Origin of the sequence: Corynebacterium tuberculostearicum (assembly GCF_030229345.1) — a bacterium.
Classification (GTDB): domain Bacteria; phylum Actinomycetota; class Actinomycetes; order Mycobacteriales; family Mycobacteriaceae; genus Corynebacterium; species Corynebacterium tuberculostearicum_G.
In genome coordinates, this window is the sequence record NZ_JASPGP010000004.1 from 155,150 (window position 1) to 175,512 (window position 20,363).

Annotated in this window: 29 protein-coding genes; 17 read left to right on the plus strand and 12 right to left on the minus strand. The window is 60.3% G+C overall.

The annotated features are described in order from the left end of the window. Positions 1 to 95: 95 nt before the first annotated feature. The 3 genes from QP884_RS04490 to QP884_RS04500 are packed head-to-tail and all read right to left on the minus strand — an operon-like array spanning position 96 to position 3,973. Complete coding sequence (locus QP884_RS04490) at positions 96 to 2,000, minus strand: ABC transporter ATP-binding protein (protein WP_284820955.1); 1,905 nt, start codon at positions 1,998 to 2,000, stop codon at positions 96 to 98. After that, on the minus strand, positions 1,997 to 2,989 hold the full coding sequence (locus tag QP884_RS04495; protein WP_005327988.1) for an ABC transporter permease: 993 nt from the start codon (positions 2,987 to 2,989) through the stop codon (positions 1,997 to 1,999). The genes QP884_RS04490 and QP884_RS04495 overlap by 4 nt, the downstream gene beginning before the upstream one ends. Continuing rightward, a complete protein-coding gene (locus tag QP884_RS04500; RefSeq protein ID WP_023020541.1) occupies positions 2,990 to 3,973 on the minus strand; it encodes an ABC transporter permease in 984 nt (327 codons plus the stop codon). A 332-nt stretch (positions 3,974 to 4,305) separates the two neighbouring features. Here QP884_RS04500 and QP884_RS04505 point away from each other — a divergent pair, with 332 nt between their 5' ends. After that, a complete protein-coding gene (locus tag QP884_RS04505) occupies positions 4,306 to 5,004 on the plus strand; it encodes a hypothetical protein (protein ID WP_284820956.1) in 699 nt (232 codons plus the stop codon). On the opposite strand, the gene amaP is transcribed toward QP884_RS04505, so the two are convergent. From amaP to QP884_RS04535, 6 genes are read right to left on the minus strand one after another with little or no spacing between them, the layout of a single operon-like run. Beyond that, complete coding sequence (gene amaP / locus QP884_RS04510; protein WP_284820957.1) at positions 4,993 to 5,568, minus strand: alkaline shock response membrane anchor protein AmaP; 576 nt, start codon at positions 5,566 to 5,568, stop codon at positions 4,993 to 4,995. The two genes, QP884_RS04505 and amaP, sit on opposite strands and share 12 nt — an antisense overlap. After that, positions 5,561 to 6,127 (minus strand): DUF6286 domain-containing protein, encoded by a 567-nt coding sequence (locus tag QP884_RS04515; RefSeq protein WP_284820959.1) that lies wholly within the window; start codon positions 6,125 to 6,127, stop codon positions 5,561 to 5,563. Before QP884_RS04515 ends, amaP begins: the two co-directional genes overlap by 8 nt. Continuing rightward, entirely contained in the window at positions 6,120 to 7,085 is a 966-nt protein-coding gene (locus QP884_RS04520; RefSeq protein WP_284820960.1) for a lysophospholipase, read from the minus strand. Before QP884_RS04520 ends, QP884_RS04515 begins: the two co-directional genes overlap by 8 nt. Continuing rightward, positions 7,085 to 7,279, minus strand: a complete 195-nt coding sequence (locus tag QP884_RS04525; protein ID WP_005322852.1) for a hypothetical protein — start codon at positions 7,277 to 7,279, stop codon at positions 7,085 to 7,087. The genes QP884_RS04520 and QP884_RS04525 overlap by 1 nt, the downstream gene beginning before the upstream one ends. A 2-nt stretch (positions 7,280 to 7,281) precedes the next feature. Further along, positions 7,282 to 7,629 (minus strand): hypothetical protein, encoded by a 348-nt coding sequence (locus QP884_RS04530; protein ID WP_049378862.1) that lies wholly within the window; start codon positions 7,627 to 7,629, stop codon positions 7,282 to 7,284. A gap of 5 nt (positions 7,630 to 7,634) precedes the next feature. Further along, positions 7,635 to 8,114, minus strand: a complete 480-nt coding sequence (locus tag QP884_RS04535; RefSeq protein WP_284820961.1) for an Asp23/Gls24 family envelope stress response protein — start codon at positions 8,112 to 8,114, stop codon at positions 7,635 to 7,637. A 719-nt stretch (positions 8,115 to 8,833) separates the two neighbouring features. Here QP884_RS04535 and rpsJ point away from each other — a divergent pair. Genes rpsJ through rpsQ form a run of 11 tightly spaced genes read left to right on the plus strand, consistent with a single transcriptional unit; the run spans position 8,834 to position 13,995 of the window. Then, positions 8,834 to 9,139: a 30S ribosomal protein S10 gene (rpsJ, locus tag QP884_RS04540; protein ID WP_003848085.1), complete on the plus strand. Its 306-nt coding sequence runs from the start codon at positions 8,834 to 8,836 to the stop codon at positions 9,137 to 9,139. A 23-nt stretch (positions 9,140 to 9,162) separates the two neighbouring features. Beyond that, entirely contained in the window at positions 9,163 to 9,819 is a 657-nt protein-coding gene (gene rplC, locus QP884_RS04545; RefSeq protein WP_005322848.1) for a 50S ribosomal protein L3, read from the plus strand. Next, positions 9,816 to 10,469 (plus strand): 50S ribosomal protein L4, encoded by a 654-nt coding sequence (gene rplD, locus QP884_RS04550; RefSeq protein WP_005322847.1) that lies wholly within the window; start codon positions 9,816 to 9,818, stop codon positions 10,467 to 10,469. The genes rplC and rplD overlap by 4 nt, the downstream gene beginning before the upstream one ends. Beyond that, the gene (rplW, locus tag QP884_RS04555; RefSeq protein WP_284820963.1) at positions 10,469 to 10,771 is read left to right on the plus strand and encodes a 50S ribosomal protein L23; all 303 of its coding nucleotides are present in this window, start codon (positions 10,469 to 10,471) and stop codon (positions 10,769 to 10,771) included. The genes rplD and rplW overlap by 1 nt, the downstream gene beginning before the upstream one ends. Before the next feature lie 25 nt (positions 10,772 to 10,796). Beyond that, positions 10,797 to 11,633 carry a 50S ribosomal protein L2 gene (gene rplB, locus QP884_RS04560; protein WP_005322845.1) on the plus strand — a complete coding sequence of 279 codons (837 nt, stop codon included), beginning with the start codon at positions 10,797 to 10,799 and terminating at the stop codon, positions 11,631 to 11,633. A 13-nt stretch (positions 11,634 to 11,646) separates the two neighbouring features. Beyond that, the gene (gene rpsS, locus QP884_RS04565; protein ID WP_005276936.1) at positions 11,647 to 11,925 is read left to right on the plus strand and encodes a 30S ribosomal protein S19; all 279 of its coding nucleotides are present in this window, start codon (positions 11,647 to 11,649) and stop codon (positions 11,923 to 11,925) included. A gap of 3 nt (positions 11,926 to 11,928) precedes the next feature. Then, positions 11,929 to 12,291, plus strand: coding sequence for a 50S ribosomal protein L22 (rplV, locus tag QP884_RS04570; protein WP_005276938.1), 363 nt, complete (start codon positions 11,929 to 11,931; stop codon positions 12,289 to 12,291). Beyond that, positions 12,291 to 13,034 (plus strand): 30S ribosomal protein S3, encoded by a 744-nt coding sequence (gene rpsC, locus QP884_RS04575; RefSeq protein WP_023027807.1) that lies wholly within the window; start codon positions 12,291 to 12,293, stop codon positions 13,032 to 13,034. Before rplV ends, rpsC begins: the two co-directional genes overlap by 1 nt. Positions 13,035 to 13,037: 3 nt before the next feature. Beyond that, the gene (gene rplP, locus QP884_RS04580; protein WP_005322843.1) at positions 13,038 to 13,454 is read left to right on the plus strand and encodes a 50S ribosomal protein L16; all 417 of its coding nucleotides are present in this window, start codon (positions 13,038 to 13,040) and stop codon (positions 13,452 to 13,454) included. Further along, positions 13,454 to 13,684, plus strand: coding sequence for a 50S ribosomal protein L29 (gene rpmC / locus QP884_RS04585; RefSeq protein ID WP_005322842.1), 231 nt, complete (start codon positions 13,454 to 13,456; stop codon positions 13,682 to 13,684). The genes rplP and rpmC overlap by 1 nt, the downstream gene beginning before the upstream one ends. 2 nt (positions 13,685 to 13,686) lie before the next feature. After that, positions 13,687 to 13,995: a 30S ribosomal protein S17 gene (gene rpsQ / locus QP884_RS04590; protein WP_005322841.1), complete on the plus strand. Its 309-nt coding sequence runs from the start codon at positions 13,687 to 13,689 to the stop codon at positions 13,993 to 13,995. Between the two features lie 71 nt (positions 13,996 to 14,066). Here rpsQ and QP884_RS04595 read toward each other — a convergent pair whose 3' ends face one another. Next, entirely contained in the window at positions 14,067 to 14,888 is an 822-nt protein-coding gene (locus QP884_RS04595) for a siderophore-interacting protein (RefSeq protein WP_284820965.1), read from the minus strand. Positions 14,889 to 14,990: 102 nt separating this feature from the next. Between QP884_RS04595 and QP884_RS04600 the strand changes: the two genes are divergently transcribed. The 4 genes from QP884_RS04600 to QP884_RS04615 all read left to right on the plus strand — a co-directional run bounded on the left by QP884_RS04600 (position 14,991) and on the right by QP884_RS04615 (position 18,981). Continuing rightward, positions 14,991 to 15,938 (plus strand): ABC transporter substrate-binding protein, encoded by a 948-nt coding sequence (locus QP884_RS04600; RefSeq protein WP_284820966.1) that lies wholly within the window; start codon positions 14,991 to 14,993, stop codon positions 15,936 to 15,938. Continuing rightward, a complete protein-coding gene (locus QP884_RS04605) occupies positions 15,939 to 17,024 on the plus strand; it encodes a FecCD family ABC transporter permease (protein ID WP_284820967.1) in 1,086 nt (361 codons plus the stop codon). It abuts the gene before it with no gap. 3 nt (positions 17,025 to 17,027) lie between these two features. Beyond that, entirely contained in the window at positions 17,028 to 18,062 is a 1,035-nt protein-coding gene (locus QP884_RS04610) for a FecCD family ABC transporter permease (protein WP_284820968.1), read from the plus strand. Positions 18,063 to 18,147: 85 nt separating this feature from the next. Further along, on the plus strand, positions 18,148 to 18,981 hold the full coding sequence (locus QP884_RS04615; protein WP_284820969.1) for an ABC transporter ATP-binding protein: 834 nt from the start codon (positions 18,148 to 18,150) through the stop codon (positions 18,979 to 18,981). Between the two features lie 36 nt (positions 18,982 to 19,017). Here QP884_RS04615 and QP884_RS04620 read toward each other — a convergent pair whose 3' ends face one another. Both QP884_RS04620 and QP884_RS04625 read right to left on the minus strand, forming a co-directional pair. Continuing rightward, entirely contained in the window at positions 19,018 to 19,410 is a 393-nt protein-coding gene (locus tag QP884_RS04620) for a multidrug transporter (RefSeq protein WP_284820971.1), read from the minus strand. Further along, positions 19,407 to 20,036, minus strand: coding sequence for a PfkB family carbohydrate kinase (locus tag QP884_RS04625; RefSeq protein WP_284820973.1), 630 nt, complete (start codon positions 20,034 to 20,036; stop codon positions 19,407 to 19,409). The genes QP884_RS04620 and QP884_RS04625 overlap by 4 nt, the downstream gene beginning before the upstream one ends. Here QP884_RS04625 and QP884_RS04630 point away from each other — a divergent pair. Beyond that, positions 20,026 to 20,274 carry a hypothetical protein gene (locus QP884_RS04630; RefSeq protein ID WP_284820974.1) on the plus strand — a complete coding sequence of 83 codons (249 nt, stop codon included), beginning with the start codon at positions 20,026 to 20,028 and terminating at the stop codon, positions 20,272 to 20,274. The two genes, QP884_RS04625 and QP884_RS04630, sit on opposite strands and share 11 nt — an antisense overlap. The last annotated feature ends 89 nt before the right edge of the window (positions 20,275 to 20,363 follow it).

Genomic DNA, 20,363 nt, shown 5'->3' on the forward strand with positions numbered 1-20,363 from the left:
GAGTGAGAGGAAGGTGAAGGTTGCGGTAGCGGGGTAAGCTGCTGCAGTCCTTCAGGTGTGAGATTAACTATATATAAGACTGAGTGTGTGTAGGGTCACTTTTGCGAAATTGGTGAGGCATTCGCTGGACCGGGGTTGCGCCGCCTGCGGGCAGCTTCCGGATCTGGGATCGGAATGGCATCCAGGAGCTTCTTGGTGTAGTCCGCCTGGGGGTTTTCGAAGATGTCATCGGTCGGCCCGGACTCCACAAACTGACCCTTGTACATGACGGCCACTCGGTCTGAAAGGTGGCGCACCACGGACAGGTCATGGGCGACGAAAAGGTAGGATAGGCCCAGCTTCCGCTTGAGATCCTCCAAGAGGTTGATAACGCCGGCCTGAATGGAGACGTCGAGCGCGGAGACGGGCTCGTCCAAGACCAAAACCGAGGGGTTGGTGGCCAGCGCACGGGCGAGGCCGATGCGCTGGCGTTGACCGCCAGAAAAGTGGCTGGGGAAGCGATCCAGCTGGGAGGAGTCCAAACCGACAAGGCCCATGAGCTCGTTCACGCGGGCGTCCACGTCGCCGTCATAGCCCAAGGAGTTGAGCGGTTCGGCGATGACCTCGCGCACGGTCAGGCGCGGGTTGAGGGAGCTCATCGGGTCCTGGAAGACAATTTGAATGTCCTTGCGGGCCTCGCGGCGCTCGGAATTGCTCATCCCGGCCGCGTCCTTCCCGTTGAGCACTACCGCGCCGTTTTCGGGTTTTAGGTCCATGATTTCCAGCAGAGTCGTGGTCTTACCGCAGCCGGACTCGCCCACGATGGCCATGCATTCGCCCTTACGAATATCAAAGGTGAGGCCGTCCACTGCCTTGACCGTGCCTACGCGGCGCTTGACCAGCGCGCCCTTGGTCAGTGGGAACTCCTTGCGCAGGTCCGTAACTTCCAAGGTAGTGGGGCGCTCCTCGCGGGGGATGCCGGCCATGACGTCCTCCGCGAGCTGCGGGGGCTTGAACATGAGCTCGCCGCCAATCTTGCGGTCGCGGATCTCGGGCGCGCGCAGGCAGGCACTCTGGTGCGTGGGGGCGTCGTCAAGCGGGATAAGCGGCGGCTCGCCGTCGGAGCAGGCGGGCTGCGCCACGGGGCAGCGCGGGGCAAACTGGCAGCGCTGCTTGAGGTCCACCAGCACCGGCGGGCTGCCCACGATGGGTGTGAGCGGCTCTTCTGCGGACACGTCCGGGCGGGGCGTAGAGCCGAGCAGGCCCACGGTATAGGGCATGCGGGGTTGGGAGAAGATGGTATCCACATCGCTGCGCTCCACGGGTCGGCCGGCGTACATGACCATGACATCATCGGCCGTTTCTGCCACCACGCCCATGTCATGGGTAATCATGATGGTGGCGGCGCCGGTTTCGCGCTGGGCGAGCTTAATGACCTCCAGAATCTGCGCCTGAATGGTCACATCCAGCGCGGTCGTGGGCTCATCGGCGATGAGTACGCGCGGATTATTGGCGATTGCGATGGCAATTACCACGCGTTGGCGCATGCCGCCCGAGAACTCGTGCGGGAAAGACTTCAGGCGCAGGTGCGGATCGGGGATGCCCACGAGATCGAGCAACTCCGTGGCCTCTTTGAGGGCCTGCTTCTTGCCGACGTCCCTATGGGCCTGAATTGCTTCCACCAACTGCGATCCAATATCGAAGACCGGGGTGAGCGCGGAGAGCGGATCCTGGAAGATCATGCCAATGCCGTTGCCTCGAATCTCGGACATCTGCTTATCGCTGAGACCGAGCAGCTCGCGGCCGTCGAACTTTACGGACCCGGTGATCTTCGCGTAGTCCGGCAGGAGCCCCATGATGGACATGGAGGTCACGGACTTACCGGAACCGGATTCGCCCACGATGCCGAGCGTGCGGCCAGGGTAGAGATCAAAATCTACGCCACGGACCGCGGAGACGGATCCGGCTTCGGACGGGAAGTTAACGCGCAGGTCTTTGACGGATAAGACGGGCGAGGTCATGCTTTACCTCCGGAATTCGAGTTGGGGTCGAGCGCATCGCGCAGGCCATCGCCAATGAAAGCCATGGACACGGTGAGCAAGGTCAGGGTTGCGGCAGGGAAGTAGAACAGCCACGGGGAGGATTGCACGGCGGCGGTGCCGCCCTGCAGGAGGGTGCCGAGGGAGACGTCGGGAAGCTTGACGCCCAACCCCAGGAAGGACAGGGCCGTCTCGGAGCCCACGGTGCCCACCACGCCGAAGACGAACTGGATGATGAGCAGCGAACCAATATTGGGAATGACGTGGCGCACGATGGTGCGCAGCTTGGACACGCCCATGTAGCTCGCCGCGCGGACGTAGTCTTGCTCGCGCACCGTAAGCGCCAGCGACCAAATCACGCGGGCCTGGTACATCCAGCCAAAGAGGATGAGCACGACGATAAGCAGCTTCCAATCTCCGCCGGAATCCGCCACTACCAATGCGATGAGTAGGAAGGTAGGGATGGAGAGCAGGAAGTGAATGACCGCCAGCACCGCCTTTTCGGCAATGCCTCCCCACAAGGCTGCAGCGGATCCAATGAACGCGGAGATGACCAAGGTGGCCAGGGATACCACGATGGCGATGGTCAGGGACCTGCCTAAACCGTGAATGGTCTGGGCATAAAGGTCATTGCCGGTGTCATTGGTGCCAAACCAGTGCTCGGGGCTCGGCGGCTCCGATAGCGCAAGGAAGTCCGGCTCGGTGTAGTCCCATTTGGCAAAGAATCCGCCAAAAAGCGCCGCAAAGACCAAGAAAGCCAGGATGATAAGGCCCAAGGTGGCGAGCTTATTGCGGAAGAAGCGGCGCAGGTACAGCTTGTAGCGCGAAGTGCCACGGGGCATCTGCTCCAGGGTGGCTACCTGCTCGGCCTCGGCGGGGGAGAAGGGGTCTCCCGAAGTGACCTCGCTGTGTGCAGTGATCTCCCCGCGCGGTTCCTGCTTGAAATAGTTGCGGTCTTTAGATGGGGTCATTTAACTCACCCTCACTCGTGGATCAAGCGCGACGACAACCAGGTCCGCCAATACCGCGGAGATGGCCGTCATGGCGGCGCCAAAGGCAGCGACAGCCGCTGCACCGTTGACGTCGTTCTTGCTAATGGTCTCGATGAAGTACTGGCCCATGCCGTTCCAGCCAAAGATGCGCTCGGTCATCACCGCACCGGTGAAGATACCCGGGATGGAAAAGGCCACCGAGGTTGCCACCGGGATGATGGAGGTGCGCAGTGCGTGCTTGCGAATCGCCTGTTGGCGGGTCAAGCCCTTAGCGCGGGCGGTGCGCACATAGTCCGCATCCAAGTTATCCAGCAGCAAGGTGCGCTGGGTCATGTGGTAGCTGGCGTAGCTAATGAAGACCAATGAAATGGTGGGAAGGATCAAGTGCTGTGCGGAGTCCACCAGCTTGGGAAAGAAACCTTCCACGTCCAGCGAATGGGAGCCGACGACATAGAAAATCTTCTTGCCGCTGAGCTCGTTGATCTTGAGCGCGCCCCACACCACGGCGATGGACGCCACCACCACGTGGGTGTTCATCGCGATGATGGAGATGCCCTGCCAGATGCGGTCGCCGGTCTTGTACTGGCGCGAAGCGGTGTAAACGCCCACGGCCACGCCGATGAGAATGGACAAAATGGTGGAGAGCAGGAGCAGCTGCGCGGAAACCCAGATGCGGTAGCTAATTTCTGAATTCACCACCTCGCCCACCGGGGATTGGCCCCAGTCCCATTTGGTGAGGATATTGGTCAGCCAGGTCCACCAGCGTTGTACCAGCGGAGTATCGGGGCTGAGGTTATAGGGTTCGAGGAGGCTATTGATTTCCTCCGGTGAAAGCGGTGGGCGGCGACCGGTGTAGTTGGACCGTGGGTCCAGGAAGCTGGCCGCCAAGAGATAGGCGAGGTTGGTAGCCAAAAAGATCATGAGTAACCAGCCCAAGGTCTTTTTGATCAGATATTTAGTCATAGAGATTCTCCGTGCGCGGTTAAGCAGGAAACGGGGTGCAAAGGTGTATCCAACGAGCGAATCGTCGTATGTGACTAATCTAATAATCTGTTACACAGAGCACAATCAAATTAGCCCCGTGACATAAATCCCCAATAAAATGACAGGTATTACTGGATGTAGTTAGGGTGGAAAATTCTGCAATAAATCCATCGTGAGCAGGCGATATGCGGCTCGAGATTGTTGAACACTTATAGTATTTATTTAATTGAATGAAATTAACTCGGGGGTGAAAAATCTCCTCTCGGCCCCGGCTGCCTGGCCGGCACCGGCGCTGGGTAATCTTGGCGGATATGGATGACCCCACCCGCATCGATCCCACTCTTGAGTCCCTGCGCCGCGCCTGGGAGGGCCAGCCCGACCTCAGCCTTCCCACTTTCTTTGCCATGCTGGCTAATCAAGGCATTGGATGGGGCGCCACCGACGCCGAACTCGTTGCGGAATTGGAGCGCCAAGCGAGCGTGCATCCGCCCTTGCTTCCCTTGGAGGGCGGCCGCATTGCGGCAGGGGAATGGCTCGTGCTTGCCGACGCCCCCACCTACCGCATCACCGCCACCCCTACCCACATCATCGTGCGCCGCCCTGACACCCAGCCCGTGGTGTGGGCCTATGAGTCCATTCGCCCCACGGGCCCTGGCCGCCCATTTACCATTCGGGATACCGAGGGATTTGAACACCGCTTTGGCGTGGTCTCAAGTCTCATGCGGTTGAGTGCCGAGCGCCCAGACCTCAATGGCCTAAAACGGCAGGAATTGGGTGATTTCGTGTTCGTCCTTCGCTTCGCAGCGGCCATCGGTGTGCTTGATCATGGGCTGCACCTATTTGCTAAGGAAAACCGCCGCGTAACTCGCCAGGACTACTCGTGGCAGCGCATAGAAAAATGCCGCCCCGGCGAGGAACTGGAAATGATCCTCGGGGGCGGCGAGTCGGCCCGCCTTGGGGCCGTTCAGGAGATCTTGGTGGCGGAGACACCTAACCCGCTATTCGGATAGGTCCTTCATTGGACCTACCTTGCTGAACTGCAGCTTGTAGATGGTGTCCAAATCGGCGTCAGGAAACGCTGCGCGGAAATCGCGCTCATTGGTTTCAACCGCACCGGTAAGGCGCTCCACCGGAGTGTCCGGATTTGCCGTCACCGTGTACTGCAGCGTGGGCCGCGCGCGGTCATAAGCCACGAGGCGCTCTACGTGGTCTACGCCCTTGACTCCATCCAAATCTTGGGCCACGGCGCCGGCGATAGCGTTCATCGACGTCGTGATAGAGCCCTTGTCATCGGAAGAAGCGGACTCCACGTTATTAAAGCGGCGGTGGCGCAGGTTAGCCACTATAATCCACAGTCCCAGAATAAGGAGCAGTGCGGAGCCACCGGCCAGCGCCCACGCCCACCAGTCATTGTCCGCCAAGCTCTTCCACGTATCGTGGTCCACCCACAGGGCTAAGTACTTGGCAAATTCCACGTTGAAGTGGATCAAGATGGGCCACACACCCAAAGCGATGAGGATGATTCCCAGCAGGCCCAGCAGGATGCGGTCAAAGGTAGCAAGTTTTCTAGACATTGTTATCCAACTCCGGAATCTTCTCTACAGCCACGGTGACCTGCGGTGGGTTCTTGAGATGAGCCAGGCAGCGCGTTACTGCTGTCTCCACCCGGCCCTGCAGCTCCGCATCGTCCGTATCGCCATTGACGGTAACCTTGGCAGTCTTGCTATCCGCGGAGGTCTGCGCCGAGGCCACGCCCGGAACGCGGCGAGCAGTGGCCGAAGAGAGGCGGGCGATATCCACCGGCCGCATCCACATGGACGCGGTATCGGAGGCAAGCTGCATGTGCGTGGTGCGGCGCGTCTTCACTGCGGCGAAGAGGAAAATCAGGCCTACGACGATGGAGGCAACGCCGGCCCAGATCATCCAGGTCTGCAGCTCTTCAGTGGCGATGAGGTTAAGTACCGGCTGTACCCACGACTGCGCGTCGGAACCGGAACCCACCAGCCACGTCTCGCGCACGCCGACGACGCCCGCGGCGAGCAGCAGGAGCCCAAGGATTACGGCCCAAGTACGCGCCGCCGGAGATGCCTTCGGCTGCTGCCCGAAGTGTTCAGGCGTGTGCTGATCAGCCATTATTGCCTCCTTGTGGGCGGTACGGGTTAATGGAAATGGCGCGCAAGGGCTCGGGTCGTGGCGCATCGACGTGCAACGGCCGAGGATTTGCCGGCGTGACCTCAATGCGCTTGAGCGGTTGCGGCCGCGGGGCTTTTACCGTGCGCGCAGGAGCAGACTTGGGGGCCTGTACGCGGCGCGGAGTCCACTCGTGGCGAATCTCAATCTCGCGCAGCGGTTGCGGCCGAGGAGTTGTTACCTGAATCTTCCGTGCCAGTGGACGAACCTGCCCACTAGGGATCAACCTGGCTGGGCGCGGTGCTGTCACGCTGTGCACGCGAACCGGCTTGGGTTCCCTGATCGGCCGCACCGTGTGGTCGCTCGGGGACGTCACCTCGCGCAGCTGGTGGTCGGGGAGATCTGCAGAAATGTTGCGTACCTCGGCCTCGCGCGGGGTGTCCACGGACTGCACTGCGACGCCGGTGGCCGGCGCAGCGATGGTGCGCACCGGTGCCTCCTGCGGTGTGGCAATGCTGCGTATATCCACCGACTCCGCAGTGACCGGCTGCCATACCGGCGAGGGCGTGACGTGAGGCGCGACGGCAGCAGCGACCTGGCGCTGCTCCACCTCCGCGGCAGTCACTCGATTGCCCGGAACGGAACCGCCGACGGTGACATTGACGCGAGTTGTGGAATAACCGGTGTGCGCCGCGATGGCCTCCGAGATGGCGGCACGAGTATGTTCCGCCACCGTGGTGACCGGCGAAGGCCACACCACGCCAATGGTGGCGTTGACGGCCGCTACCTCGCGCTCCGGGTCCATTTGGACCGAGACCCGTGGAAAACCGCGGCCGCCGATGCCCGCTAGCTTGGCCTCTATAGCCTTGGTGCCGGGCACGCTAGCAATCGCGGCGGTAACGATGCGTTCCATGGTCCGCAGCGAGATACGCGTGTGGCCCTGAGTGGAACTATCTGTCATTAACCTTGGCCTTTCTCCTTACCAATGAGGCCATTCCACACAGAAGTGAGATCGATACGGCCATCAAAGTGTGCTCCCACAATGCCGCCGATTGCGGCAAGGAGTACGGCGAGCAAAGTGGGACCCCAGCCTAGGTACAAGAAGAAGGCAAGAATAAGGCCGGAAATGATGCCCAAAGTGGTGTAATTCTTCATATCTATTCCTTCGATGGAGCAGCGGATAAGCCATCTACGGCGTCAGAAAACTCAACGTCAATGCGCTGCAGTTCGGGACAAGCCCCACGGGCGGCGGACCGAATATCTTCTGCCAAGGCATAAAGATCCGGCGCGGCGCTGATATCAACGCGAATGTTGATTTGCAGGTGGCGATCATCGCGCGGGTCGGGCCGACGCATGCCGACGATGCGTTCGCCCGGTAGGTACAAACTCACCGAACCGAACGAACCGCCGTCGAGCGCGGCGACACCGCGCACCTTCTGGACTGCCTCTGCAATAGCGCGGGCGTGGCTTACCTCGAGCTCAAAACGTGCTCGGGGCTCAGGCATTGGGCTTAAGCCTGACCCTGGTTCAAAGCAGCCTGGTCTTCCGCCTCGGACTCATCCTTCGGCAGCTTTACGTCGTGAACAACAACGTTGACGCGCTCGACGCTCAGGCCGGTCATGCGCTCAACAGCATTCATGATGTTGCGGCGGATGGCCTCGGCAAGCTCGTGGATAGCTACGCCGTACTCTGCGGTGATGGCAATCTCGATGCGAGCGGTGCCGTTTTCAACCTCAACGTCGACGCCCTGGCGGACGTCCTCAGAGGCACCGAAGGACTCGCGGATATTGCCGATCATGCGGGCTCCGCCGCCACCCAGGGAATCCACGCCGGAAACCTCGCGGGCAGCGATGCCGGCAATCTTGGACACTACGACATCATCGATGGTGGTGGTGCCGTACTGGGTCTCCAGGTTGTTATTGACCTCGCGCTCCTCGGAAGCAGGAACCTGGTTGTCGGTGTTTTGTGCAGGAGTCTTGTTCTCAGACATGGGCGATTGCGCCTTTCTTTGTAGGGTGATGCATGAACGCGATATTTAGATATCTAGGCAGGACAAATTGTCCGAGGCCATTGCCTCCGAGCTTAGATACTTCTCAAGCGGGTGTGGGGTGTGAGCCAACAAAATTTTCCAAAACGTGATTTTTGGCACGGTTTAATGCGCGGTTTGAAAAACCGCAGCCCAACATGCTTAAATACAAAGGTTGCTTTAACAGGGCAGCGAGAACCGAGATTCGGTGATGGCGGCGGACGTCGCCAAGCGTGAGTCTCGGGGAGACGCTGAGCTGGTAAAGCGAACATGACACCTTCGTTGTCGCCATGGTTCAGGGAATCCTGAAGCATTGACTGGAAGGTCATCCAATCGGGCTAGGTCCGCGTTAGAGCAGTGACACCCCGAGAAGATGGACCGGAGAAGGGGCATGGCAAATAAACAGCGGCAGTAGACGAATTGGACACTCTCCACGTGTAATGCGTGAAAACCGTCCTCTTCACAATACTTTGACTACGGGTCTTGTACCCCGTCGAGAGCACTGCGTTCTGGCACTTGCCATGTACCGCAACTCTTGGTCGTCATGACAGTCAGACCACTGGCGTTGTGTCAGGCCCCAAGCCCGGACAACGTTATAGAGAAATCGAGAAGCAATTTCCCACCGCTTCACGCCCCGGAAACGCCGGGAATGTGAAAGTGGGGAAGCGAGGAAGAGGATAAGCGTGGCGGGACAAAAAATCCGCATTCGGCTGAAGGCCTATGACCACGAGGCTATCGACGCTTCTGCAAAGAAGATTGTCGAGACCGTTACCCGTACCGGTGCTCGTGTAGTTGGCCCAGTGCCGCTCCCAACCGAGAAGAACGTATACGCAGTTATTCGTTCTCCGCACAAGTACAAGGACTCTCGCGAGCACTTCGAGATGCGCACTCACAAGCGCCTGATCGACATTCTCGACCCAACCCCGAAGACCGTTGATGCTCTTATGCGCATCGATCTTCCGGCAAGCGTCGACGTGAACATCCAGTAAGCGACTTTGGTGGAGAACAAATAATGAGTGAAAACGAGATCAAGGGCATTCTGGGCAAGAAGCTCGGCATGACCCAGGTCTTCGACGAGGACAACCGCGTTGTACCGGTTACCGTCGTCGAGGCAGGGCCATGCGTTGTCACCCAGATTCGCACCCCCGAAACCGATGGCTACAGCGCCATCCAGATCGCCTTTGGCGAAATCGACCCACGCAAGGCAAACAAGCCGGTTGGTGGACACTTCAAGAAGGCTGGCGTAACCCCGCGCCGTCACGTTGCGGAAATCCGCATGGACGACACCTCTGCATACGAGGTTGGCCAAGAGGTCAAGGTTGACATCTTCGAGGGCATCACCTTCGTTGACGTCACCGGCAAGACCAAGGGCCACGGCTACGCCGGCGCCATGAAGCGCCACGGCTTCGCAGGCCAGGGCGCAGCTCACGGTAACCAGGCCGCTCACCGCCGCGTTGGCGGCATCGGCGGCGCTGCTACCCCGGGCCGCGTCTTCAAGGGCAAGCGCATGGCTGGCCGTATGGGCCACGACCGCGTGACCACCCAGAACCTGAAGATTCAGAAAATCGATGCCGAGTCCAACCTGCTGCTCATCAAGGGTGCTATCCCTGGTGCGCGCGGCGGCCTCGTCACCGTTAAGACCGCAGTGAAGGGCGGTGCACACGCATGAGCAACCTCAAGCTAGACGTCCACACTTCCGAGGGTAAGACCAACGGCTCTGTAGACCTGCCAGCTGAAATCTTTGACACCGAGGCATCCATTGCTTTGATGCACCAGGTTGTTAACGCTCAGCTTGCTGCTGCACGCCAGGGCACCCACGCAACCAAGACCCGCGGCGACGTCCGCGGTGGTGGTCGCAAGCCTTTCCGTCAGAAGGGCACCGGCCGTGCACGCCAGGGCTCCATCCGCGCACCGCACTACACCGGTGGCGGCACCGTCCATGGCCCACAGCCACGCGACTACGCACAGCGCACCCCTAAGAAGATGATCAAGGCTGCTCTCTTCGGTGCACTGTCCGACCGTGCTCGCAACGAGCGCATCCACGTCATCGAAGAGCTCGTACCGGGCCAGAAGCCGTCCACCAAGTCGGCCAAGGCCTTCCTCGAGTCCCTGACCGAGCGCAAGAACGTGCTGCTGGTCATCGGCCGCGAGGACATCAATGCTCGTCGTAGCGCTAATAACCTGCCTAACGTCCAGATCCTGGACGCTGGCCAGCTCAACACCTACGACGTTCTCTACTCCGATGACGTTGTGTTCTCCGTTGAGGCGCTACACACCTTCATCAACCGCGCAACCGGCGCGGATAAGGAGGAGAACTAATGGCTAAGATTTCTAACCCACGCGATATCATCATCGCCCCGGTTGTATCCGAGAAGTCCTACGGTCTGATGGAGCAGAACGTCTACACGTTCTACGTCTCCACGGACTCCAACAAGTCCCAGATTAAAGATGCCGTAGAGCAGATCTTTGGCGTAAAGGTCGACTCCGTGAACACCGTGAACCGTGCAGGTAAGCGTAAGCGCACCCGCACCGGTTACGGCCAGCGTAAGTCCACCAAGCGTGCATACGTGACGCTCCGTGAAGGCAGCGACTCCATCGACGTCTTTGGCGCACAGGCCTAAGACGGAGACGAAGTAAGGAAGAATTATGGCTATTCGTAAGTACAAGCCGACAACTCCGGGTCGCCGCGCATCCTCCGTTTCTGAGTTTGACGAGATCACTCGTTCTACTCCGGAGAAGTCCCTGCTGCGCCCGCTGAGCAAGACTGGTGGCCGTAACAACTACGGCCGCATCACCACCCGCCACATCGGCGGTGGCCACAAGCGCCGTTACCGTCTGATCGACTTCCGTCGTAACGACAAGGACGGCATTCCGGCAAAGGTCGCTCACATCGAGTACGACCCGAACCGCACCGCAAACATCGCGCTGCTTCACTACGTTGATGGCGAGAAGCGCTACATCATCGCCCCTAAGGGCCTGAAGCAGGGCACCATCGTTGAGTCCGGCGCGAACGCAGATATCAAGGTTGGCAACAACCTGCCGCTGCGTAACATCCCGACCGGTTCCACCATCCACGCTGTGGAGCTCAAGCCGGGCGCTGGCGCTAAGCTGGCTCGCTCCGCTGGTGCTTCCATCCAGCTGCTGGGTAAGGAAGGCAAGTACGCAGTTCTGCGTATGCCGTCTTCCGAAATCCGCCGTGTGGACATCCGCTGCCGCGCCACCGTTGGTGAGGTCGGCAACGCCGAGCAGATGAACATCCGCTGGGGCAAGGCCGGCCGTATGCGCTGGAAGGGCGTACGCCCGACCGTCCGCGGTGTCGTTATGAACCCGGTTGACCACCCACACGGTGGTGGTGAGGGTAAGACCTCGGGTGGTCGCCACCCTGTGTCCCCATGGGGCCACAAGGAGGGTCGCACCCGCAACCCGAACCGTTACTCCAACAACATGATCGTGCGCCGTCGTCGCCCGAACAAGAAGCGCTAAGAGGAGGTAAACAATGCCACGCAGCCTTAAGAAGGGCCCGTTCGTCGATGAGCACCTCCTCAACAAGGTGGATGCTCAGAACGATGCAGGCACCAAGCAGGTCATCAAGACCTGGTCTCGCCGCTCGACCATTCTCCCCGATTTCATCGGTCACACCTTCGCCGTCCACGACGGCCGCAAGCACGTGCCGGTTTTCATCGAGGATTCCATGGTCGGCCACAAGCTGGGCGAGTTTGCACCAACCAAGACCTTTAAGGGTCACGTCAAGGATGACAAGAAGGGACGTCGATAAGCGATGAGTGAGACCATCACCTCCGCATCCGCCACGGCCCGCTACGTCCGCGTCACCCCGATGAAGGCACGTCGCGTGCTCGATCTGGTCCGCGGCAAGTCCGTAAGCGAAGCCCTGGCTATCCTGAAGTACGCACCGCAGGGTGCTTCCAAGCCAGTTGCCAAGGTCGTTGCATCTGCAGCCGCTAACGCTGAGAACAACTTCGGCCTCGACCCACGCACCCTGGTCATCTCCGAGGCTTATGCCAACGAGGGCCCGACCATGCGTCGTTTCCAGCCGCGTGCACAGGGTCGTGCATTCATGATTCGTAAGCGCACCAGCCACATCACCGTGGTTGTCGAAAGCCAGCAGGAAGGGGCCAAGTAATGGGCCAGAAGATCCATCCTCACGGCCTACGTTTGGGCATCACTTCCGACTGGAAGACCCACTGGTTCGCCGATAAGGACTACGCGAACTACGTAGCCGAAGACATCAAGATTCGTAACTACCTCAACAAGGGCCTCGAGCGCGCCGGCATTGCCGACGTCGTCATCGAGCGCACCCGCGACCGCGTCCGCGTTGACATTCACACCGCCCGCCCGGGCATCGTGATTGGCCGCCGCGGTGCTGAGGCTGACCGCATCCGCCGCGAGCTGGAAAAGCTCACCGGCAAGATGGTTGCCCTCAACATCCTCGAGGTCAAGCAGGTAGACGCAAACGCAACCCTGGTTGCTCACTCCATCGCGGAGCAGCTGGTTAACCGTGTCGCATTCCGTCGTGCAATGCGCAAGGCTATCCAGTCCGCTATGCGCCAGCCACAGGTTAAGGGCATCAAGATCCTGCTGTCCGGCCGCCTGGGCGGTGCAGAAATGTCCCGCGTTGAGCGCTACCACGAGGGTCGCGTTCCGCTGCACACTCTTCGCGCCGAAATCGACTACGGCACCGCAGAGGCCCACACCACCTTCGGCCGCATCGGCATCAAGGTGTGGATCTACAAGGGTGACGTCGTCGGTGGCGTACGCGAGTCCGAACTGAACGCTCCGGCACAGGGCCGTGGCCGTGACCGCAATGGTCGCTCCCGCCGCGGTGGCCAGCGCCGCCAGCGTGCACAGCAGAAGCAGGAGGGCTAATCCATGCTGATTCCTAAGCGTGTTAAGTACCGCCGTCAGCACCGCCCGAACCGTCGCGGCGTGTCCAAGGGCGGTAACCGCATCAACTTCGGCGATTACGCTATCCAGGCTCTCGAGCCGGCGTACATCACCAACCGTCAGATTGAGGCCGCACGTATTGCCATCAACCGCCACGTCAAGCGTGGTGGCAAGGTGTGGATCAACATCTTCCCGGACCGTCCGTTGACCCAGAAGCCGCTTGGCGTTCGTATGGGTTCCGGTAAGGGCCCGGTCGAGAAGTGGGTGGCTAACGTTAAGCCAGGCCGCGTACTTTTCGAGATGAGCTACCCAACCGAGGCCGTTGCTATTGAGGCTCTGCGCCGTGCAGGCCAGAAGCTTCCTTGCAAGGTCCGCATCATCAAGAAGGAGGACCAGTTCTAATGGCAACCGGTACCCCCGCCCACGAGTTCCGTGAGCTCGACAACGCTGAGCTGCAGTCCCGCCTGAAGGATGCGAAGGAAGAGCTGTTCAACCTCCGCTTCCAGAAGGCCACTGGCCAGCTGACCAACAACCGCCGCATCGGCACGGTTAAGCGCGACATTGCCCGCATCTACACCGTTCTGCGCGAGCGCGAGCTGGGCCTGTCCGTTGCTCCGGGAGCTGAGGCTTAATCATGAGTGAGGCTAACGTGACTGATTCCAAGAAGGCACCTACTCCGAAGAAGGAGAAGGTCAAGGGCGCTCCTAAGGTTCGCACCGGCTACGTAGTATCCGACAAGATGACCAAGACCATCGTTGTCGAGCTGGAAGACCGCAAGCAGCACGCCCTGTACGGCAAGATCATGCGCTCTAACAAGAAGGTTAAGGCGCACGACGAGGAAGAAACCGCAGGCATCGGCGATCTCGTACGCATCGCTGAGACCCGCCCGCTGTCCAAGGACAAGCACTTCCGTCTCGTTGAGATCATCGAGAAGGCTAAGTAAAAATTAGCCAGCGCAGTCCCTGCTCCGAATCTTAGGGTTCGGGGCGGGGCCTTCGCCGTTTTAGGACTTCTTTACGGCCGGGCCCTTCCATAAAACCAGTAGGGTACCCACGTGACGTCGGTGGTATCTAGGCCCCATTCATTCACCGCGAGGCCTCGCACGCTTTTTGCTAGCCTCCCCTCGCCGGAAGCCCATACGTACCCTGGCCTCGGCGCACCAGCATAGTCCGCTCTCAGGGCGGCAACGACAGCCTCCGCCTCCTCGTGCGGTTGGGTATGAATAATCCGCAGGCTGCGTACGCTCGCCTCCCATCTAGCTGCGAGGCCTGGTTCTACCTCGTCGTTGCTGGTAACCACGGCCATAACGTCGGTGGCCCGAAGCATTTCCGGGTTATGGTCTTCTTGGTAGGCCAAAATGTGCCGCAGCGCGGGCAAGGAGGATGCGTCGGCGACTAGAAGTTGTGGCTTCTCGATTGGCCGCCACAGGTCGTTGCAGGTGAAGAATCCCGCTGTATCTCCGGCTTGTGCGCGGCGAATCCACCGCGAGCCAGGTCCTGAATCACCGTGTGTCACCACGTCGACATCGACTGTGGCCTCCTCCGAGTGGAGAGCGCGGATGGTGTACCAGCGCAGGTCCGGCCGCCTCTCCTCGTAGATCGCGCTCACAGCCGAGCGGAGGTTTATGCCGTCGACGGGGAAGGGCGTAAATTCCTGTTCGGCTCGGGGCATGACGAGTCCAAAGAATTCATCGGGGCCAGAGAGGGTGTATGTCCGGAAAGCCTCGGCGTAGAACGTGAGTCGGTGCAAGCGCGGACGGATCCGTTTATTGGCGGTCAAAGTAACGGGGATGAGTTCGTGCGCAGACATTGGGGCCGATCGTAAGGAAGGGTTCATGTGTCTAAAAAATTACTAGTTTAGTTTAGCCTTGCCTAATCGAGGCTATGCGTTATAGGGTAAGCAAGGTTATTTTCCTCCTTTATTGAAAGGCTTAACCTCATGAAGATTTTCGGCCGTCGCACCATGGGCGCAGTCGCAATGCTTTCCGCCGGAGCCGTAGCTTTAGGCGGTTGCTCGCGTGGTGATGGTGATGAAACAGCTCAGGCGACCGACGCTGCCAGCGAGCAGCGCGTGGCTAGCCTGGGTCTAGGTGATGCCGACACGCTGCTTGCCCTGGGGATCACTCCCGTAACGGTGGCGCCGTGGGGTGCTGAGGGCGATGGCGACCCTTCTGGCGTCGGCCCCTGGGCAGAGGAACTTTTGGGTGAGGCAAAGCCTGAGGTGATTTATAATACCGCAACCGGATTTACCGCGGATACCTTTGAGCAGGTCACCGCGGCCGACCCCACCCAGATCATTGCGGTGAACCAGGCGGTGGATGCACGCACGAAGGGATCCCTGGAAGAAATCGCGCCTACCACCGTCAAGCCGAACGGCTATGAAGACTGGCAGGTACCCTGGGAAAAGCAGGTAGAGACCATCGCGGATGCGGTGGGCAAAGAAAACGAAGGCGATAAGCTTATCGATGACACCGAAAAGGCCTTCGAGGAATTCCGCCACGAGCACGCGGAATTGCAGGATAAGTCTGCGGCCATCGTCATGCCTTATGACGGCAAAATTGGCCTATACACCGAGGAGGATGGGCGTGGACAATTTATCGAGGACCTTGGCATGGAGATCCCCGATGCATTGCAGGGCGATGGCGGCAGCTTCTTCGTCGACATTGCCCCAGAAAACTACGCGAAGCTTAACCAGGTTGATTACCTCTTTGTCCTGGACTACAACGGCTCCTCCGATGCCTTGAAGAAGGATAAGACCTTCCAAGGCCTTGACATTGTCAGGGATGATCGCGTGCGCTACTTGGATACCGATACCGGCAATGCCATGAGTATGCCCAATCCGGTGACCATTCCCTGGGCAGTAGATAAATTTGAAGAGAAGCTGTAATTGTCAGCAACCACGATGGACGGCCAACAAATCCAGGCGAATTCCGCAGCAGATAGTCCTACGACCACCGGCACCCCCGCAACGGTAGTGGCGCGGGCACAGAGTAATAAGATGCTGCTTGTCGCCTTAATCCTCACCAGCCTGGTGTTGGCGGGGGCGTCTTTGGCGGTGGGATCCCGCTCGATTCCGCCCGGGGAGGTCATCGCTGCCCTGCACGGGGCAGGGGAGCAGGATATCCGCGATATCGTGTGGAACCTGCGCATGCCGCGCACCTTCTTGGCTTATTTCGCCGGCGCGGCCCTTGCTGTGGCAGGTGTGCTGGCGCAATCGTGGACCAGAAACCCGCTAGCGGATCCAGGATTTATTGGTGTTACCGCGGGCGCGTCCTTCTTCGTTGCCTTAGGCACGGCCATTGGCATTGCTACCTCCACCAGTACGCGGACCGCCCTCGCGCTCGTTGGAGCGGGTATTACTACGCTGCTGGTCTTAGCCGTATCGCGGCGGTTTGAGGATCCCCTGACGCTCATTCTGGTGGGCGCCGGCGTCTCCGCAGCCTTGGGATCGAGCGCGATGATCATCGGTCTATATTCCACGGACGTCCTCGATAGCATGCGGCGGTGGACTATCGGCTCGACCTTTGGCCGCGGCCCAGAAGATGTCGCGATCGCGGGCATAGGGCTAGTTATTGGCGTAGCGTGCGCGGCGATGGTGGCTAGACCCCTCGACCTTTTGGCCATGGGGGAGGAGTCCTCCCTCGCCTTGGGCGGGTCCCCCACTACCGCGCGGGTGGGCGCGGCGCTCAGCGTCGTGGTGTTGGCTGGCAGCGCAACGGCAGCAACGGGTCCCATTGCCTTCGTCGGTTTTGCCGTTCCCCACATCGTGCGGCGGGTGGTGGGCCCTAGCGTTGCCTCCTTGCTTTTGCCCTCCGCGCTCTTGGGCGGTTGTGCCGTGCTTGCGGCCGATATCACCGGCCGCCTCATTGCGGGTAACTCGGAGCTGGAGATGTCGATCGTCCTCGCGATAGTGGGCGCACCTTTCCTCATTTGGGGTGCTCACCGCGGCGTGGGCAGAGCATGGGGGCAATAAAGCATGACCGCAATCAGCACTATTTTAAAAGCTCAACAACGCCGCCGACACGTGCGCGTGCTCGCTTCCACGCTGGCATTCATCCTCATCGCCCTTAGTGCGTACCTAGTGTTACTGGGGCAAGGTCCCATGGCATTGAGTCCGCGGCAGGTTATCGATGTCCTCACCGGAGGCGGCAGCAAGAACCACATCAGGGTGGTGTGGGACTTGCGCCTGCCGGTTGCCATCGCCACCGTTATCGTGGGTGCCGCCCTCGGCTTGGCCGGTTCTTGGACGCAAACCATGGCTCGTAACCCGCTGGCCTCCCCGGATATTCTAGGCGTTACCGGCGGGGCGTCGGTGCTGGTGGTCTTGGGCACCGTGCATTCGCGCCCCAGTTTCGCCGAGGGTATTCCGGAGTTTTGGTGGCGGGCATGCTTGGCGATGATCGGCGCCCTCCTCGTTGTCATCCTCCTCGCTGTTCTGGGTGGCATCGGTACGAGCAACCGCATCGTCATCGTCGGTATTGCGTTATCGCTGATGTTTAACGCCCTCGTCGCGTATTTAATGCGCAGCGCCCAGATCCTGCGCGCTGCGGAGGCGCAGACTTGGCTCGCGGGATCGACTGGATTTGTGCACATGGAGGTCATCCTCCCCCTCCTGGTGGCATTAGCGCCGTTTCTCGCCATCGGCATCTGGTGCGCGCGGGAGCTGCCGCTGCTTGCCCATGATGATTCCTCCGCAACCACCCTGGGCGTGAACATCGCCCGCCAGCGAGCCCTCCTGCTTATTGCGGCAACCGGTATCAGCGCCGTGGTGGTCTCGGTGGTGGGGCCCATTGGGTTTATCGCGCTGTTGGCGCCACACCTGGCGCGGATGGTGGCGCGCACCCCCACGCCATCGCCGCTGGCATCGGCAGCCGCGGGCGCGGCGTTGCTTACCGTGTGCGCCGTCATCGCTGGCGCTATCCCGGTAAACGCGCCGGTGGGTGCGGTTTCCTCGGTCATCGGCGGTTGCGCCTTGGTGATAGTGGTGTGGAATGCGGCCGGGCGCAGCTAAATGTTGCGCCGCGGCACAGCGGAAGAACCGGACAAACACAGCGCCGGATGGTGCTACACAGTTATACGTGGATGAAGGAAAAGACATGACGGACAATCAGCCTAAACAGCCCACGAGCCCGCAGCCTCGGTGCAGCCTCCTGGCCACCGGCATTCATGCGGGATATAAGGATGGCAAGGATATTCTTGCCGGCGTCGATCTGCACGCCCGCGCCGGCGAAGTTACCACGCTCATTGGGCCGAATGGCTGCGGCAAGTCCACGCTGCTGAAAACTCTCTCGAAAATCCTGGCCCCGCGGCAGGGCAGCGTCATGGTTGGGGAAGTTGACCTACACGCCATGTCCGCGAAGGCTGCCGCGCAGCAGGTGGCGCTACTGCCACAGCACCCCGTGGCCCCCGATGGGCTGCGGGTGGGGGAGTTGGTCGCGCGCGGGCGTCATCCCTATCAGGGGAGGATGCGCGGCCTTTCCGCGACGGACCGGGAGATCATTGCGCAGGCCTGCGAGGCTACCGACATTGTGGACTTCCTCGATCGTGATATCGCTTCGCTATCGGGCGGGCAGCGCCAGCGCGTTTGGCTGGCGTTGGCCCTGGCACAAGATACGCCCGTGCTGCTTCTCGATGAACCCACGACCTTCCTCGACCCTGCCCATGCCATGCGCATGCTGGAGTTGGCCCGCGCACAGGCGCAGGCGGGAAAGACAGTGGTTGTAGTCCTACACGATCTCATGCTGGCGGGCCACTATTCTGATTCCATGGTGGTGATGAAATCCGGCGATATCATCGCTCGTGGGGCACCGAAACAAGCGCTGTCGCCGAAGGTATTGGCGCAGGCCTATGGCATCGAGGCTGAGGCCTGGGAGGATCCGCTTGGCGATGCCCCCATCATCGTTCCCCGCCGCGTCGTAGCGGCGCATTAGTGGAGAGCTGCCAATAGTGGCTGTGTGCTAGACGCTTTACTTGACCTTTCGTTGTACATCTAGAAAAGAAATTGCCACTACAAAAAGATTGAGCACGCTTCCCGCGCCGAGCAAAAAGGTGCCGATTCGATAGGAGCCTGTGCCTACGGCGGCCATATTGCCGTAGATATAGACCCAGATGCCCCAGCCGATGAGCAGAACGAGGCCGGCAAGACCAGAGAGCAGGCGGAGGCTACGAGGGGAGGTAGGGGCGAAGAATTTATAGGCGGCGTCGACAAGCGCGCAAGCTGCAAGCCCCAGACTCAGCCCGCCGGTCAACCAGACAGGGAGTAGGGCGGCGGTGCCAAAGACTACGGGCAGGATGAAGGCGAGAAACGCGAGGAGAAAGAGCGCGGCGTGCAGCCACAGGGTGCGCTTGATGTAGGTCATATTGATGACTCTACTTCCTCGCGCCGCGGTGGGTTGGCGCCCTTCCGAGAGACGGTGATTTCTGCAGCGGCTGCGGCGAAGGAAAGCAGTTCCTTCCACTCTGCAGCGCCCAGTTGGGCGAGCGCGGAGGAGTCGAGTCCCCGCTCGTCAATTTGGGTCAGCAATGCGGCCATGATGGTATCACCGGCGCCCATGGTATCGGTCACAGGAACCTGTGCGGCCGGCACGTTTAGCTTGGTCTCACCGGCCTGCACGCTAAGCCTCTCCCCGCCGCGGGTGACCACTACGATGGGAACCTGCGAAATGAGGTCGTCGCCCAAGAACTCGACTTCTTCATCGGAAAGCTTCAACAAAGTCACGTAGGGGAGTAGTTCCGCCAAGAACTCGCGGTGCTCCGCAGTGGCGTAGAAAGGGCGGATATTCGGGTCGAGGGCGACCAGGGTTCCCCGCGCGGCAAAATCCTTGAGCAGTTGTGCATAGCTGGAGGCTCCCGGCTCAAGGGCGAGGGAGACCATGCCGAAGCAGGCGATGTCGGTGGGGACCAGCTGTGGCTCGACCAGGCGGTCGGCAGTGCCTTCGATATAGAAGTTATACGAGGCCGAGCCATCCTCGTGGATGGTCGTCACGGCAAAGCGGGGCGATGTTCTCGCCGAATTCGATATCGACGCCATCGAGGCCGCCGAATTTCCAGCAACTACCCCGGTGGTTGTCTCCAATTCGAAGAAGACCGGCCCCGTTATTCCTACCGAGGTCTTCCGCCCCGGCGAGCTCATTGGCTCCGGCACCGATATCTTCACCGTGGATCCCAAGCCCGCCGTAGTACCGGCACAGACAGCCTCGCCGGCTTCCGAATCCGCGTCTTAATGCGCATCCTTTACAAGCAAAACGGTGGGCTCTCGGGTCCATCACATTAGGTCCATAGTGATCAGGCCGATCTGAGGAAAACCACTCCT

Coding starts and splice junctions, on each gene's coding strand:
- QP884_RS04490 (WP_284820955.1), bottom strand. CDS start 2,000: ATGACCTCGCCCGTCTTATCCGTCAAAGACCTGCGCGTTAACTTCCCG.
- QP884_RS04495 (WP_005327988.1), bottom strand. CDS start 2,989: ATGACCCCATCTAAAGACCGCAACTATTTCAAGCAGGAACCGCGCGGG.
- QP884_RS04500 (WP_023020541.1), bottom strand. CDS start 3,973: ATGACTAAATATCTGATCAAAAAGACCTTGGGCTGGTTACTCATGATC.
- QP884_RS04505 (WP_284820956.1), top strand. CDS start 4,306: ATGGATGACCCCACCCGCATCGATCCCACTCTTGAGTCCCTGCGCCGC.
- amaP (WP_284820957.1), bottom strand. CDS start 5,568: ATGTCTAGAAAACTTGCTACCTTTGACCGCATCCTGCTGGGCCTGCTG.
- QP884_RS04515 (WP_284820959.1), bottom strand. CDS start 6,127: ATGGCTGATCAGCACACGCCTGAACACTTCGGGCAGCAGCCGAAGGCA.
- QP884_RS04520 (WP_284820960.1), bottom strand. CDS start 7,085: ATGACAGATAGTTCCACTCAGGGCCACACGCGTATCTCGCTGCGGACC.
- QP884_RS04525 (WP_005322852.1), bottom strand. CDS start 7,279: ATGAAGAATTACACCACTTTGGGCATCATTTCCGGCCTTATTCTTGCC.
- QP884_RS04530 (WP_049378862.1), bottom strand. CDS start 7,629: ATGCCTGAGCCCCGAGCACGTTTTGAGCTCGAGGTAAGCCACGCCCGC.
- QP884_RS04535 (WP_284820961.1), bottom strand. CDS start 8,114: ATGTCTGAGAACAAGACTCCTGCACAAAACACCGACAACCAGGTTCCT.
- rplC (WP_005322848.1), top strand. CDS start 9,163: ATGAGTGAAAACGAGATCAAGGGCATTCTGGGCAAGAAGCTCGGCATG.
- rplD (WP_005322847.1), top strand. CDS start 9,816: ATGAGCAACCTCAAGCTAGACGTCCACACTTCCGAGGGTAAGACCAAC.
- rplW (WP_284820963.1), top strand. CDS start 10,469: ATGGCTAAGATTTCTAACCCACGCGATATCATCATCGCCCCGGTTGTA.
- rplB (WP_005322845.1), top strand. CDS start 10,797: ATGGCTATTCGTAAGTACAAGCCGACAACTCCGGGTCGCCGCGCATCC.
- rpsS (WP_005276936.1), top strand. CDS start 11,647: ATGCCACGCAGCCTTAAGAAGGGCCCGTTCGTCGATGAGCACCTCCTC.
- rplV (WP_005276938.1), top strand. CDS start 11,929: ATGAGTGAGACCATCACCTCCGCATCCGCCACGGCCCGCTACGTCCGC.
- rpsC (WP_023027807.1), top strand. CDS start 12,291: ATGGGCCAGAAGATCCATCCTCACGGCCTACGTTTGGGCATCACTTCC.
- rplP (WP_005322843.1), top strand. CDS start 13,038: ATGCTGATTCCTAAGCGTGTTAAGTACCGCCGTCAGCACCGCCCGAAC.
- rpmC (WP_005322842.1), top strand. CDS start 13,454: ATGGCAACCGGTACCCCCGCCCACGAGTTCCGTGAGCTCGACAACGCT.
- rpsQ (WP_005322841.1), top strand. CDS start 13,687: ATGAGTGAGGCTAACGTGACTGATTCCAAGAAGGCACCTACTCCGAAG.
- QP884_RS04595 (WP_284820965.1), bottom strand. CDS start 14,888: ATGAACCCTTCCTTACGATCGGCCCCAATGTCTGCGCACGAACTCATC.
- QP884_RS04600 (WP_284820966.1), top strand. CDS start 14,991: ATGAAGATTTTCGGCCGTCGCACCATGGGCGCAGTCGCAATGCTTTCC.
- QP884_RS04610 (WP_284820968.1), top strand. CDS start 17,028: ATGACCGCAATCAGCACTATTTTAAAAGCTCAACAACGCCGCCGACAC.
- QP884_RS04615 (WP_284820969.1), top strand. CDS start 18,148: ATGACGGACAATCAGCCTAAACAGCCCACGAGCCCGCAGCCTCGGTGC.
- QP884_RS04620 (WP_284820971.1), bottom strand. CDS start 19,410: ATGACCTACATCAAGCGCACCCTGTGGCTGCACGCCGCGCTCTTTCTC.
- QP884_RS04630 (WP_284820974.1), top strand. CDS start 20,026: ATGGTCGTCACGGCAAAGCGGGGCGATGTTCTCGCCGAATTCGATATC.